Consider the following 14,947-nt stretch of genomic DNA (forward strand, 5'->3'; position numbering starts at 1 on the left):
ACTCCCACCCACTTGATGGGGTAAGGCTCCCAGTAGACGACTGGGTTGATAGGCCGGATCTGGAAGCACAGTAATGTGTGGAGGTGACCGGTACTAATAGGCCGAGGGCTTGTCCTCAGTTGCTCGCGTCCACTGTGTTGGTTCTGAAACCACGAACGGCCCCGCTGTAGTCACAGCAGCGGTGTGGCTTTGTTTGACAGTTTCATAGTGTTTCGGTGGTTATAGCGTGAGGGAAACGCCCGGTTACATTCCGAACCCGGAAGCTAAGCCTTACAGCGCCGATGGTACTGCAGGGGGGACCCTGTGGGAGAGTAGGACGCCGCCGAACTCCTTTTAATAGGGTTGGACCCGGAACTTTGGTTCCGGGTCCAACCCTTTTTTGTTGTGCGTCACCTGAAGTTCACGTTGCGCAACCAACATCCCTCGTATGGGTACTGCTGCAATGCTCAGGGCCGCCGGCGTCGGAGTCGGTGACGAGGTTGTCGTACCGGCCTTCGGGAACGTCGAAGTCGCCGAAGCCGTGATCCTGGCCGGGGCTCTACCGGTGTTCGCCGACATAGACCCGCTGACCTATTGCCTGGACGCGGGCGCCGTCGAGGCGGCTGTCACCCCGCGGACGGCGGCCGTCGTCGCCGTACACCGCTTCGGTCGGTCGGCCGATATCGCACGGTTGCACGAGATCGGGCAGCGTCATGGGCTGTTGGTGTTGGAACAGGGTGAGTCCGAGGCTCCGTACGACGAGATCGCTCAGCGCCGACAGCGGGCCTCGTATCTGGACGCGAAGTTGAAGGGCGTACTCACGCCCGATGGTGGTGACGGGCACACCTACCAGCAATACGTCGTGCGCGTGCCGGGGAACGGGCGGCCGGATCGCGACGCTTTTGCTCGGGCCGTGCGGGCCAGGGGTGTTGAGTGCCGGGTGCCGGTGAAGACACCTGTGCATCGGCTGCCTGAATTCCGGCGGTGTGTGGCCCTGCCGGAGACCGAGCGGGCCGCTGATGAAACGTTGGCTCTGCCTGTTGACGCCGCTCTGACCAAGCGGGACATGCAGCGGATCGTGTCCGCCTGCAACGCGCTCGGAGGACTGCTCCAGCCCGCCTTCTGAGCTGGTTTTGGAGCGCGGGTGTGTTCGGGGTATGATCTATTCCGTTGCCGCGAGGGAAACTTCGCAAAGGGCAGCAGGCCCCTATAGCTCAGTCGGTAGAGCGTCTCCATGGTAAGGAGAAGGTCAACGGTTCGATTCCGTTTGGGGGCTCCACGCAGAAAGGCCCCGCCCAGATGGGCGGGGCCTTTCTCATGCCCTTCTGCCGATTCCGCCCTCAGTCCTTGTGGATGCCCGGGACGCGCATGGCCAGGATCGCCATGTCGTCCGATGGTGCGTCCGAGGCGAAGCGTTCGACGGCGCGCATGATGCGGGCCGCCACCGCGCCGGCCGTCAGGCCCGTGCAGGTGGTGAGGACGTCGGTGAGGCCGTCGTCGCCCAGCATGCGGCTGCCTTCGCGGCGTTCGGTCACGCCGTCCGTGACGCACAGGAGGACGTCGCCCGGGTCGAGGGTGACCGTCTGCTCGTAGAGCTCCAAGTCGTCCATGACACCGAGGAGCGGCTGAGGCTCGGCGGCCGGTTCGACCGTGCCGTCCTGGCGCAGGCGGAGCGGGAGCGGGTGGCCGGCGCAGACCACCTTCAGTTCGGCGCTGCCGTCCTCCTGTGGCCTCAACTCGCCGTAGAGGAGCGTCAGGAAGCGGCTGCGGGCGCCCTCGTCGAGGATCGCCGAGTTCAGGCGCTCCAGTACCGCCGGGCCGCTGAGGCCCTCGCGGGCCAGGAGCCGGAGTGCGTGCCGGGCGAGGCCCGTCACCGCTGCCGCGTTCGGGCCCGTACCGCAGACGTCGCCGATGGCGAAGCCGTAGGCGCCGTCGCTGATCGGGAAGAGGTCGTAGAAGTCGCCGCCGACCTCGTTGCCTTCGCCGGCCGCGCGGTAGATGACCTCGACCTCGACGCCGTCGATCTCGGGGAGCTCGGGCGGCAGGAGGCTGCGCTGGAGGGACTGGCTGATGGCTGTGCGCTCGGAATAGAGGCGGGCGTTGTCCAGGGCCAGGGCGGCCCTTCGGGAGAGGTCTTCCGCCAACTCCAGGATTTCCTGGCGGAAGTGTTCGTCGGTCGGCTTGCCGAGCGTCAACATGCCGATGACTCGATTGCGGGCCACCAGCGGCAGTACGACCGTCTCGCCGCCCACGGCGGATGCCGTGGCGAGGGTGGGGCCGATGCCCGCGCTGATGCGGCCGATCGGCTCGCCCAGGCCCAGGCTGCGCATGGAGGTGCGCAGGGCCGCCTGGTGGGCCGACTGGGCGGGAGCCGACCAGACGCGGGCGCCGGGGGTGGGGACCGGGTCCGGCGGCGCGATCTTCGACAGCAACGACTTGATGCCGTCGATGAGTTCCTCGTCCTCGTGCAGGACGTAGGACAGATACGGCTCCGAGGCCTGGTCGGCGATCGTGTAGACCGCGCACCAAGTCGCCAGGGTCGGGACCGTCATCTGGGCCATCAGAGCCAGGGTCTGGTCGCGGTCCAGGGTGCCGGCGAGCAGGTCGGATGCCTCGACGAGGAAGCTGAGCGAGCCTCGGCGCAGTCGCTCCAGTTCACCCAGACGAGCCGACTCCACGGCCAGCGCGATGCGGTCGGCGGCGAACTGGAGGCGCAGCGCCTCTTCGTTGGAGTATCTGTTGGGCGCCTCGGCGGCGACACCGAGGGAGCCGGTGAGGCGGCCCTCGACCTTCAGGGGGACGGTGACGACCGAGCGCATGCCGGTGCCGCTCAGCAGGGGCACGGCGCCGGGGACCATGGTGAGGTCCTCGTGGACCGACGGCATGCGGGCCGAGCCGTAGCGGCCGGGGCCCGCTTCGACGGGCACGCGCGCGAAGCGCTGGCGTGCGGAGGGCAGGCCGGTGGAGGCGCGGACCTCCAACTCGGTTTCGTCGTCGGTCGCCAGGAGCAGGAACGCGGAGTCGCCGTCGAGCATGTCGCGGGCGCGCTCCACCGTGCGCTGGAGGAGGCCGTCGAGGTCGTCCGGGGCCGGGGAACCGATGAACACCTCGAAGGGGTCGGTGCTCTGGGCCTCGCCGGTCGTGGTGGTGTCGGAGGCCGGGACGCGCAACGGCGTCTGCAGGACGGCGCGTTCGTGGTCGCGGACCAGGAGGCAGACCGTGGACGGTTCGCCGCCCGTGTCGCGGACGCGCAGGTGCGAGGCGTACACCGGTGTGACGCGGCCGTTGGCGCCCCTGATGCCGTAACTGCCCTCCCAGCGGGAGAGCTGGAGCGCCTCCGCGATGCCGGTGCTGGTGCCCGGTGTGTGCGGCCAGGCCGCGAGGTCGGTCAGGGGCTTGCCGGTGACCTGCTCGGCCGCATAGCCGAAGAGGTCCTCCGCGTCCTCGTTCCAGGACGAGACGGCGCCCTTGCGGTCGATCTGGACCACGGCGACACGGACGCGGCCGTCGGCGAGGGGGAGGAGGTCGGAGGGCAGGGACGGGCCTGCGGCGCGGGTGCCCACCGGGCGTTCGGGAAGATCGAGTTGGAACCAGACCTGTTTGTGGGTCGGCGTGTACTCGACGCCCCAGCGGCCGGCCAGGGCCGCGCACAGCTGGAGGCCGCGGCCGCCCTCGCGGTCGGGACTGCCCATGTTGACGGGCGAGCCCTGGAGGGGGATCTCGCGCTCCGGATACCGGTCGGCCACCTCGATCCGTACACCGTCGTCACTGCGCAGACACAGGACGTCCGCGGATGTGCCCGCGTGCACGACGGCGTTGGTCACCAATTCACTGGTGAGGACTACGGCGTCGTCGACGATGTCGGCGAAGCCCCACCCCTGGAGTGTGTCGCGGACGAAGGAGCGGGCGCTCGCGACCGATCGCCCGACGGGATCGAAGCTGGCTGCCGCGCGCGCGGTGATCACAGAACTCCTCGTCCGGTTGTCGACGTGCAGGGCTTCGTGGCCGACAGGGTCGCGCCGCTGGTGCGGCACCTGCGTGCCCGTCGGCCGGTCCGGGGATGGTCCCCCCGGGATCAGTCCGGTGGTCATGTCCGGCTGCCCCTCCGATGCCCGCTCGTGCTCCTCCTGCCACCGCCCAGGCCGGACGGGACCGGCGAGGCTGGACAGCCGCATGCAAGGTTACTTACCTTCGCCGTCCGTGCGGATGCCGGTCTGCAGTGTTTCCGTCCGGAGGGTGTGCGGACGATGTGCGAAGCTGCCGAACTGTTATGGCCGGGTTCAGCCGGGGTGAAACACTGGGCAAGCTTCTTGTGAAGGTCCGGGCAGGCTGAGTGTCATTCGCGTACCGCGGGCAGCAGCACGTGGTGTGGCCTGGTATATCCGGCAGGAATACCCAGCAGTAACGGGTACGCGCAGAAGTACGAGCCAAGCACAGCAGTAACGGTCGACCCCTGCGGGAGGGACACAGTGGAGTCTGGCGCAGCGACGCGGGGCACTAAGACGCGCGCGAAAGGCGGACAGTCCCTGAGGAACGAGCGCAAGACACGTGGCGGGACCACCGCGGTGGATACGGCTGCCCTGAACCGGCTGCTGGCGGCGCTGGTGTCGATGCGTGACGGGAACTTCCGGAAACGGCTCACGGTGTCCGGCGACGGCGTGATGTCCGAGATCGCCGCGGTCTTCAACGAGGTGGCCGACCGCAATCTCCACCTGACGGGTGAGCTGGCGCGGGTGCGGCGCATGGTCGGGCGTGAGGGCAAGCTCACCGAGCGGCTGGAGACGGGCGCCTGTGAGGGCTCCTGGGCGGCCGCCGTCGACAACTCCAACGCCCTGGTCGACGACCTCGTACGGCCCGTCTCCGAGGTCGGCCGGGTGCTGTCCGCGGTGGCCGAGGGTGATCTGTCGCCGCGGATGGAGCTGCGGACGCAGGCGTCGGACGGGACCGGGCATCCCCTGCGGGGTGAGTTCCTCAAGGTCGGACGGACTGTAAACAACCTTGTCGATCAGTTGTCCACGTTCACCGACGAGGTCACGCGTGTGGCCAGCGAGGTGGGCACCGAGGGCAAGCTCGGCGGGCAGGCACGCGTGCGTGGCATGTCGGGTTCGTGGAAGGACCTCACGGATTCCGTCAACACGATGGCGTACCGCCTGACGGCCCAGGTGCGGGACATCGCGCTGGTGACCACGGCGGTCGCCAAGGGTGACTTGTCCCGGAAGGTCACGGTTCATGTGGCCGGCGAGATGCTGGAGCTGAAGAACACCGTCAACACGATGGTGGACCAGCTGTCGTCCTTCTCCTCCGAGGTGACCCGAGTCGCCCGTGAGGTGGGCACCGAGGGTGAGCTCGGCGGGCAGGCGCAGGTGCCGGGTGTGGCCGGTGTGTGGAAGGACCTCACCGATTCGGTGAACCTCATGGCCGGCAACCTGACCGCCCAGGTGCGCGGAATCGCCCAGGTGACGACCGCGGTGGCCAACGGTGATCTGTCGCAGAAGGTGACCGTGTCGGCGCGCGGCGAGGTCGCCCAGCTCGCGGACACGATCAACCAGATGACCGAGACGCTGCGGATCTTCGCGGACGAGGTCACACGCGTGGCCAACGAGGTCGGCGCCGAAGGGCGGCTGGGCGGTCAGGCGAACGTGCCGGGTGCGGCGGGGACGTGGAAGGACCTCACGGATTCCGTCAACACCGTGTTCCGGAACCTGACCATTCAGGTGCGGGACATCGCGGCGGTGACGACGGCGGTGGCCAACGGTGACCTGTCGCAGAAGGTCACCGTCGATGTGGCCGGCGAGATGCTCGAGTTGAAGAACACCGTCAACGGCATGGTCGACCAGCTGTCGTCCTTCGGTGCCGAGGTCACGCGTGTGGCGCGTGAGGTCGGTGTCGAGGGTGAGCTCGGCGGACAGGCGCAGGTGCCGGGAGCCGCGGGGACGTGGAAGGACCTGACGGACTCCGTCAACACGGCGTTCCGGAACCTCACCGGACAGGTGAGGAACATCGCCCAGGTGACGACGGCGGTGGCCAACGGTGACCTGTCGCAGAAGGTCACCGTGGACGTCTCCGGTGAGATGCTCCAGCTGAAGAACACCGTGAACACGATGGTGGACCAGCTGTCGTCCTTCGCCGACCAGGTCACGCGCATGGCCCGGGACGTGGGTACGGAGGGCCGACTGGGCGGTCAGGCCGTCGTACCGGGCGTGGCCGGTACGTGGAAGGAACTCACCGATTCCGTCAACGGAATGGCAGGAAACCTTACGGCCCAGGTGCGCAACATCGCGCAGGTCACCACTGCGGTGGCTCGCGGTGACCTGTCGCAGAAGATCGACGTCGATGCGCGCGGCGAGATCCTGGAGCTGAAGAACACCATCAACACGATGGTCGACCAGCTCTCCGGCTTCGCAGACCAGGTGACCCGGGTGGCCCGCGAGGTGGGCACCGAGGGCCGCCTCGGCGGTCAGGCGCAGGTGCCCGGCGTGGCCGGTGTGTGGCGGGACCTGACCGACTCCGTGAACGGAATGGCAGGAAACCTTACGGCCCAGGTGCGCAACATCGCGCAGGTCGCCACCGCGGTGGCTCGCGGTGACCTGTCGCAGAAGATCACCGTGGATGCGCGCGGCGAGATCCTGGAGCTGAAGAACACGCTCAACACGATGGTGGACCAGCTGTCGTCGTTCGCGGAGGAGGTCACCAGGGTCGCCCGCGAGGTGGGTACGGAGGGTCAGCTCGGCGGACAGGCCGAGGTGCAGGGTGTCTCCGGCACTTGGAAGGACCTCACCCAGTCCGTGAACTTCATGGCGAACAACCTGACCATCCAGGTGCGTCAGATCGCCGAGGTCACCACCGCGGTCGCCAAGGGCGACCTGTCCAAGAAGATCACCGTCGATGCGAAGGGCGAGATCCTCGAGCTCGTCACGACCGTCAACACGATGGTCGACCAGCTGTCCAGCTTCGCCGAGCAGGTGACCCGGGTGGCCCGCGAGGTGGGCACCGAGGGCATCCTGGGCGGCCAGGCGCACGTGCCCGGCATCACGGGCATCTGGAAGGACCTCAGCGGCAACGTCAACCTGATGGCCAAGAACCTGACCATGCAGGTGCGCAACATCTCCCAGGTTGCCGCGGCCGTCGCCAACGGCGACCTGACCCGGACGGTGACCATCGAGGCGCGCGGCGAGGTCGCGCAGCTCGCCGACACCTTCAACACCATGGTGAAGACGCTGAGTTCGTTCGCCGACCAGGTCACCAAGGTGGCCCGTGAGGTGGGCACGGACGGGATCCTCGGTGGTCAGGCGCATGTGCCGGGTGTGGCCGGTACGTGGAAGGACCTCACCGAGTCCGTGAACCAGATGGCGTCCAACCTGACCGGTCAGGTCCGCAACATCGCCATGGTCACCACGGCCATCGCCAAGGGTGACCTGACCAAGAAGATCGACATTGATGCTCGCGGCGAGATCCTCGAGCTCAAGACGACGATCAACACGATGGTCGACCAGCTGTCCAGCTTCGCCGAGGAGGTCACCCGAGTCGCCCGCGAGGTGGGTACGGAGGGCCAGCTCGGCGGTCAGGCACGCGTGCGTGACGTGGACGGCACCTGGCGCGACCTCACCGAGTCCGTGAACGAGATGGCCGGGAACCTCACCCGGCAGGTGCGTGCCATCGCGCGCGTGGCGACCGCGGTGACCCGCGGTGACCTGAACCTGAAGATCGACGTGGACGCGTCCGGCGAGATCCAGGAACTGCAGGACTACATCAACAAGATGATCGCCAACCTGCGCGACACCACGATCGCCAACAAGGAGCAGGACTGGCTCAAGGGCAACCTCGCCCGCATCTCCGCGCTGATGCAGGGCCGCCGCGACATGCAGGACGTGGCCTCGCTGATCATGAGCGAACTGACGCCGGTGGTGACCGCGCAGCACGGCGCATTCTTCGTCGCCATGCCGCTCCTCGACGGCAAGGACCTGGCGGCCGAGAACGACGACCAGTACGAGCTGCGGATGCTCGGGTCGTACGGCTACTCGATGGGTTCCATGCCGACGTCCTTCCGGCCGGGTGAGGCGCTCATCGGTACGGCCGCCGAGGAGAAGCGCACGATCCTCGTGGAGAACGCGCCCAGCGGCTATCTGAAGATCTCCTCCGGGCTCGGCGAGGCGCCTCCCGCGCAAGTGATCGTCCTTCCGGTGCTGTTCGAGGGCAAGGTGCTCGGCGTCATCGAACTGGCTTCCTTCACCCCCTTCACGCAGATCCAGAAGGATTTCCTCAACCAGATCGCCGAGATGATCGCGACCAGCGTCAACACCATCTCGGTCAACACCAAGACCGAGGTGCTGCTGAAGCAGTCGCAGAAGCTGACCGAGCAACTGCGTGAGCGCTCGGCCGAGTTGGAGAACCGGCAGAAGGCCCTCCAGGCGTCCAACGCCGAACTGGAGGAGAAGGCCGAGCTGCTGGCCCAGCAGAACCGCGACATCGAGGTGAAGAACACCGAGATCGAGGAGGCGCGGCAGGTCCTGGAGGAGCGTGCCGAGCAACTCGCGGTCTCCATGCGCTACAAGAGCGAGTTCCTCGCCAACATGTCGCACGAGCTGCGTACGCCGCTCAACTCGCTGCTGATCCTGGCCAAGCTGCTCGCCGACAACGCCGAGGGCAACCTCTCCCCGAAGCAGGTTGAGTTCGCCGAGACCATCCACGGCGCCGGCTCCGACCTGCTCCAGCTGATCAACGACATCCTCGACCTGTCCAAGGTCGAGGCGGGCAAGATGGACGTCTCCCCGACGCGTATCGCGCTCGTCCAGCTCGTCGACTACGTGGAGGCCACTTTCCGTCCGCTGACCGCGGAGAAGGGCCTGGACCTGTCCGTAAGGGTCTCACCGGAGCTGCCGGCCACGCTGCACACCGACGAGCAGCGGCTGCTCCAGGTGCTGCGCAACCTGCTGTCCAACGCGGTGAAGTTCACCGACTCCGGCTCGGTCGAGCTGGTCATCCGGCCCGCCGGGATGGACGTACCGCAGAAGATCCGGGAGCAGCTGCTGGAGGCGGGGTCGCTGACCGAGGCGGACGCGCCGCTGATCGCGTTCTCCGTGACCGACACCGGCATCGGGATCGCGGCCAGCAAGATGCGGGTGATCTTCGAGGCCTTCAAGCAGGCGGACGGCACGACCAGCCGCAAGTACGGCGGTACGGGGCTGGGGCTGTCCATCTCGCGGGAGATCGCGCAGCTGCTCGGCGGTGAGATCCATGCGCAGAGCGAGCCGGGACGCGGCTCGACGTTCACGCTGTATTTGCCGCTGCATCCCAGCGAACTGCCCCCGCACGGCTATCAGCAGCAGTTGCCGCCCCTCGACGCGGGTGACCTGGTGGCCTCCGCGGCCGACCTCGCGGAGCTGGCCGACGTGGAGATCGAGACGCCGGCCGAGGTGAGGTCGTACCGCGAGACACAGAACGGCGCAGCCGCGCTCTTCAGGCGCCGCCGCAGGGCGGCGCACGAGCTGGTGCAGCGGCCCGCGCAGCAGGAGCAGTGGTCGGCGACGGAGCAGAACGCCGTGCCGCAGTCGATGCGGGGCGTCCGCTTCGGCGGCGAGAAGGTGCTCATCGTCGACGACGACATCCGCAACGTCTTCGCACTGACCAGCGTCCTGGAGCAGCACGGCCTGTCCGTGCTGTACGCCGAGAACGGCCGTGAGGGCATCGAGGTCCTGGAGCAGCACGACGACGTGGCGGTCGTCCTGATGGACATCATGATGCCCGAGATGGACGGGTACGCGACGACCACGGCGATCCGCAGGATGCCGCAGTTCGCCGGGCTCCCGATCATCGCGCTGACCGCCAAGGCGATGAAGGGCGACCGGGAGAAGGCGATCGAGTCGGGCGCTTCCGATTACGTGACGAAGCCGGTCGATCCCGATCATCTGCTGACGGTGATGGATCAGTGGATGAGGGACCAGTGACAGGAACCAACAGTGTTCACACGGAGTTGCTGACTCAGTGTGCTCGTAGCCGTGTAGAAGTGCGGTATTCGGGGAACCTTCTGGTCTCCTGCTGCGTTTCTGCTACGTGCACAGTGACATCGCGGTGACAGGGTGTGGCGACAGGCGGGGTGCGGCTACCATGACCGGCACGAGGGCGGGCGGCGTAAGGGAGCCGTCCCCTGGGGCGGAGCCCGGTGCACTGCCGGGGCGAGGAGGGCGGGCCATGGTGCAGAAGGCCAAGATCCTCCTGGTCGATGACCGGCCGGAGAATCTGCTGGCGCTGGAGGCGATCCTCTCTGCGCTCGATCAGACCCTGGTGCGGGCATCGTCCGGGGAGGAAGCGCTCAAGGCACTTCTGACGGACGACTTCGCGGTCATTCTGCTGGACGTTCAGATGCCGGGAATGGACGGTTTCGAAACCGCCGCGCACATCAAGCGGCGGGAACGGACCAGGGACATCCCGATCATCTTCCTCACCGCGATCAACCATGGCCCGCACCACACCTTCCGTGGCTACGCGGCGGGCGCGGTGGACTACATCTCCAAGCCGTTCGACCCGTGGGTGCTGCGGGCGAAGGTCTCCGTGTTCGTCGAGCTGTACATGAAGAACTGCCAGCTGCGCGAGCAGGCGGCGCTGCTGCGGCTCCAGTTGGAGGGCGGCGGCAAGACCACGGGCGCCGACTCGAAGGAGCCGGCGGGCCTGCTCGCCGAGCTGTCGGCCCGGCTGGCCGCGGTCGAGGAGCAGGCCGAGGCGCTCTCCAAGCAGCTGGACGACGAGTCGGCGGACGCTGCCGCGGTGGCCACCGCGGCCCATCTCGAACGCAAACTCACCGGACTGCGACGGGCACTGGACGCGCTGGAGCCGGGCACCGGGAGCACATCCTCGGTGTCCTCGCAGAACTGACGTCGCGATGGCGCCGGTTGGCGGGTGAGCGGCGCCGAATCGTCCTGTGTGTGACGGGTCCGTGAACGGGCGTCAGTTCGCCGCCTCCGCAAGTGCGACACGAACGGGTGAAGCAGTGGGCACACGTGTCCACTGCCTTCTCCACCGGTAACCTCACCTCCATGGCCTCACGTTCCTCCGCAGCCAAGAAGCCGCCCGCGAAGAAGGCGGCCGCTTCCGCGAAGGCTCCGGCGAAGAAGGCCGCCGCCAAGAAAGCCCCCGCCAAGAAGGCGCCGGCCAAGAAGGCCGCGGCGAAGAAAGCCGCGCCCGCACCCAAGCCGGCGCCGAACCCGACCGGGGGCATCTACCGGCTCGTGCGTGCCGTCTGGCTCGGGCTCGCCCATGCTGTCGGCGCGGTGTTCCGCGGCATAGGGCAGGGCGCGAAGAACCTCGACCCCGCCCATCGCAAGGACGGCATCGCGCTGTTGCTCCTCGGCCTCGGGCTGATCGTCGCCGCCGGCACCTGGTCCAACCTGCGCGGTCCCGTCGGTGACCTCGTCGAGATCATCGTGACCGGCGCCTTCGGCCGGCTCGACCTGCTCGTGCCGATCCTGCTCGCGGTCATCGCCGTACGGTTCATCCGGCACCCGGAGAAGCCCGAGGCCAACGGTCGTATCGTCATCGGCCTGTCCGCGCTCGTCATCGGCGTGCTCGGCCAGGTCCACCTCGCCGTCGGCTCGCCCGCCCGCAGCGACGGCATGCAGGCCATAAGGGACGCCGGCGGGCTGATCGGCTGGGGTGCGGCGACTCCGCTGACGTACACCATGGGCGAGGTCCTCGCCGTGCCGCTGCTCGTGCTGCTCACGATCTTCGGCCTGCTGGTGGTCACGGCCACGCCCGTCAACGCCATCCCGCAGCGGCTGCGGCAGTTGGGCGTGAAGCTCGGTGTCCTGCCCGACCCCGACGAGGACGACGAGTTCAGCGAGGACGACCAGCGCTACGACGACCAGTGGCGCGAGTCGCTCCCCGCGGCGCGGGGCCGCAAGCGGGGTCCGGCGCGCGAGGCGTACGACCCCGACGGTGCCGAGCAGGAGGCCCTCTCGCGGCGTCGTGGCCGCCCGAGGCGCTCCGCGGTGCCGCAGCCCGAGATGGACCGTCCCATGGACGCTGTGGACGTCGCCGCGGCGGCCGCCGCCGCGCTCGACGGCGCTGTCCTGCACGGGATGCCGCCCTCGCCGATCGTCGCCGACCTCACCCAGGGCGTGACCGTCGGCGACCGCGCGGAGACCACCCCGGTGCCGACGCCGGTCCCGGCCGCGCGGCCCAAGCAGGAGAAGCTCCCCAAGACCGACGTACCGGATCTCACCAAGTCCGAGGTTCCGGATCTCACCAAGTCCGCGCCCGACGAGATGCGCGATCTGCCTCCGCGCGCGGAACAGCTTCAGCTGTCCGGCGACATCACCTACTCGCTGCCGTCGCTCGACCTCCTGGAGCGGGGCGGCCCGGGCAAGTCGCGCAGCGCCGCCAACGACGCCGTCGTCGAGTCGCTCACCACCGTCTTCTCCGAGTTCAAGGTCGACGCCCGCGTCACCGGCTTCACGCGCGGGCCGACGGTCACGCGCTACGAGGTCGAGCTCGGTCCCGCCGTGAAGGTCGAGCGGATCACCGCACTGACCAAGAACATCGCGTACGCCGTCGCCAGCCCGGACGTCCGGATCATCAGCCCGATCCCCGGCAAGTCCGCGGTCGGCATCGAGATCCCGAACACCGACCGCGAGATGGTCAACCTCGGTGACGTACTGCGCCTCGCGGCCGCCGCCGAGGACGACCATCCGATGCTGGTGGCGCTCGGCAAGGACGTCGAGGGCGGCTATGTGATGGCCAACATCGCGAAGATGCCGCATGTGCTGGTTGCCGGTGCGACCGGTTCCGGTAAGTCGTCGTGCATTAACTGCTTGATCACTTCGGTCATGATGCGGGCGACCCCGGAGGACGTCCGGATGGTGCTGGTCGACCCCAAGCGCGTCGAGCTGACCGCGTACGAGGGCATCCCGCACCTGATCACGCCGATCATCACCAACCCGAAGCGGGCCGCCGAGGCGCTCCAGTGGGTCGTACGAGAGATGGATCTTCGGTACGACGACCTGGCGGCGTACGGATACCGGCACATCGACGACTTCAACGAGGCCGTGCGCAACGGAAAGGTGAAGGCGCCCGAAGGCAGCGAGCGGGTGCTGCAGCCCTATCCGTATCTGCTCGTGATCGTCGACGAGCTCGCCGACCTGATGATGGTTGCCCCGCGCGACGTCGAGGACTCGATCGTGCGCATCACGCAGCTCGCGCGCGCGGCCGGCATTCACCTGGTGCTCGCCACGCAGCGGCCGTCGGTCGACGTCGTCACCGGTCTCATCAAGGCGAACGTCCCCTCAAGGCTCGCGTTCGCCACCTCGTCGCTCGCGGACTCGCGCGTCATCCTCGACCAGCCCGGTGCCGAGAAGCTGATCGGCAAGGGCGACGGGCTGTTCCTGCCGATGGGCGCCAACAAGCCCACGCGTATGCAGGGCGCGTTCGTGACCGAGGAGGAGGTCGCGGTCGTCGTCCAGCACTGCAAGGACCAGATGGCGCCCGTCTTCCGGGACGACGTCACCGTGGGTACCAAGCAGAAGAAGGAGATCGACGAGGAGATCGGCGACGACCTCGACCTGCTGTGCCAGGCGGCCGAACTGGTGGTCTCGACGCAGTTCGGGTCGACGTCCATGCTCCAGCGCAAGCTGCGCGTCGGGTTCGCCAAGGCCGGGCGGCTGATGGACCTCATGGAGTCGCGCGGCGTCGTCGGGCCCAGCGAGGGCTCCAAGGCTCGTGACGTTCTTGTGAAACCTGATGAGCTGGACGGAGTGCTTGCAGTGATCCGCGGGGAGGCTTAAGGGGAGTCCGGGGCGGAAACGGGACACGATGGTCGCCTTGCGGACGGGTGGCTGACGGGCCGATGTCCGATCGTGACTCACCCGTAAGGGATCATTGAGCAACCGTTTCCCGTCGACGTACGTCAAGTTGAGCGAAGCGACAACCTCGTAGCCCACCATCAGCGTGTCCGGCCATTCTGATGGCGTATAAAGTCCCACCGCCCGGTTGCCCCACCCTTTCGTACCCCCCCTAGACTGAACCTCCAGCACAGGTGGCTTAAACGCTCGAAAGGCGCCCCCGTGTCCATCGGCAACTCCCCTGAAGACGAGCGTCCGTTCGAAGACGTGTCCGACGAAGCCCGCCCCTCGATCGGCCATGCCCTGCGGCAGGCACGTATCGACGCCGGGTTGACCGTCGACGACGTCAGTAGCGCCACCCGGGTCCGTATCGCCATCGTGCAGGCCATCGAGACGGACAACTTCGCTCCCTGCGGGGGCGACGTGTACGCCCGAGGCCACATCCGGACCCTGGCCAAGGCCGTCCACCTCGATCCGGCCCCGCTTCTCGCCCAGTACGACGCCTCGCACGGCGGACGACCGGCGCCGACGCCGGCTGCCCCGCTGTTCGAGGCGGAGCGCATCCGTCCCGAGCGGCGAGGGCCGAACTGGACCGCGGCCATGGTCGCCGCGATCGTCGCGGTGATCGGGTTCGTCGGGTTCACCGCGTTCAAGGGCGACGACGGGGGCGGCAAGTCGGCGGTGGCCGAGGGCGGCTCGACGCCCACGGCGGACAAGACCTCGCCCACGCCGAAGACCGACAAGCCCAAGGACCCCGATCCGGAGCCGTCGGACAGCGCCATCGCGGCCGTCCCCCAGGACAAGGTGACCGTCAAGGTCAGCGCCGTCGACGGAAGGAGCTGGGTCGGTGTCAAGGACCACAACGGCCGGCTCCTCTTCGATGACCTGCTCAAGCAGGGTGACTCCAAGACCTTCCAGGACAGCGAGGAGATCAACCTCGTCCTCGGTGACGCGGGCGCGATCGACCTCTACGTCAACGGCAAGAAGATCGAGGACGACTGGCAGCCGGGCGCCGTGGAGCGCCTCACGTACACCAAGGGCGACCCGCAGGCCGGATAAGACCGGCTGAAGGGGTGAGCTGGGGACGGGGTTGGCCAAGATCGGCCAACCCCGTCGACGTGGGCTGTCAGTGAGACAAA

General features: G+C 67.9%; 6 protein-coding genes, 1 tRNA gene and 2 rRNA genes. 8 read left to right on the plus strand and 1 reads right to left on the minus strand.

Annotated elements, in window-relative coordinates; genetic code table 11:
- From BLU79_RS43740 to BLU79_RS43755, 4 genes are all read left to right on the plus strand, one after another.
- A 23S ribosomal RNA gene (locus BLU79_RS43740) occupies positions 1 to 117 on the plus strand; the annotation flags it as partial.
- Positions 118 to 211: 94 nt separating this feature from the next.
- Positions 212 to 328: ribosomal RNA gene (rrf, locus tag BLU79_RS43745) — 5S ribosomal RNA — on the plus strand.
- Positions 329 to 442: 114 nt separating this feature from the next.
- Positions 443 to 1,105: a DegT/DnrJ/EryC1/StrS family aminotransferase gene (locus BLU79_RS43750; protein ID WP_093911630.1), complete on the plus strand. Its 663-nt coding sequence runs from the start codon at positions 443 to 445 to the stop codon at positions 1,103 to 1,105.
- A 77-nt stretch (positions 1,106 to 1,182) separates the two neighbouring features.
- Positions 1,183 to 1,258 (plus strand) — tRNA-Thr (locus tag BLU79_RS43755).
- 61 nt (positions 1,259 to 1,319) lie between these two features.
- Here BLU79_RS43755 and BLU79_RS43760 read toward each other — a convergent pair.
- Positions 1,320 to 4,070, minus strand: coding sequence for a SpoIIE family protein phosphatase (locus BLU79_RS43760; protein WP_093911631.1), 2,751 nt, complete (start codon positions 4,068 to 4,070; stop codon positions 1,320 to 1,322).
- A gap of 378 nt (positions 4,071 to 4,448) precedes the next feature.
- Between BLU79_RS43760 and BLU79_RS43770 the strand changes: the two genes are divergently transcribed.
- The 4 genes from BLU79_RS43770 (at position 4,449) to BLU79_RS43785 (ending at position 14,867) form a co-directional block, all read left to right on the plus strand.
- Positions 4,449 to 9,923 carry a HAMP domain-containing protein gene (locus BLU79_RS43770; RefSeq protein WP_093911632.1) on the plus strand — a complete coding sequence of 1,825 codons (5,475 nt, stop codon included), beginning with the start codon at positions 4,449 to 4,451 and terminating at the stop codon, positions 9,921 to 9,923.
- Positions 9,924 to 10,167: 244 nt separating this feature from the next.
- A complete protein-coding gene (locus BLU79_RS43775) occupies positions 10,168 to 10,848 on the plus strand; it encodes a response regulator (RefSeq protein ID WP_093911633.1) in 681 nt (226 codons plus the stop codon).
- A 161-nt stretch (positions 10,849 to 11,009) separates the two neighbouring features.
- The gene (locus tag BLU79_RS43780; RefSeq protein WP_256333712.1) at positions 11,010 to 13,751 is read left to right on the plus strand and encodes a DNA translocase FtsK; all 2,742 of its coding nucleotides are present in this window, start codon (positions 11,010 to 11,012) and stop codon (positions 13,749 to 13,751) included.
- Positions 13,752 to 14,030: 279 nt separating this feature from the next.
- Positions 14,031 to 14,867: a helix-turn-helix domain-containing protein gene (locus BLU79_RS43785; RefSeq protein ID WP_093911635.1), complete on the plus strand. Its 837-nt coding sequence runs from the start codon at positions 14,031 to 14,033 to the stop codon at positions 14,865 to 14,867.
- The last annotated feature ends 80 nt before the right edge of the window (positions 14,868 to 14,947 follow it).

Origin of the sequence: Streptomyces sp. cf386 (assembly GCF_900103585.1) — a bacterium.
Taxonomy (GTDB): Bacteria; Actinomycetota; Actinomycetes; order Streptomycetales; family Streptomycetaceae; genus Streptomyces.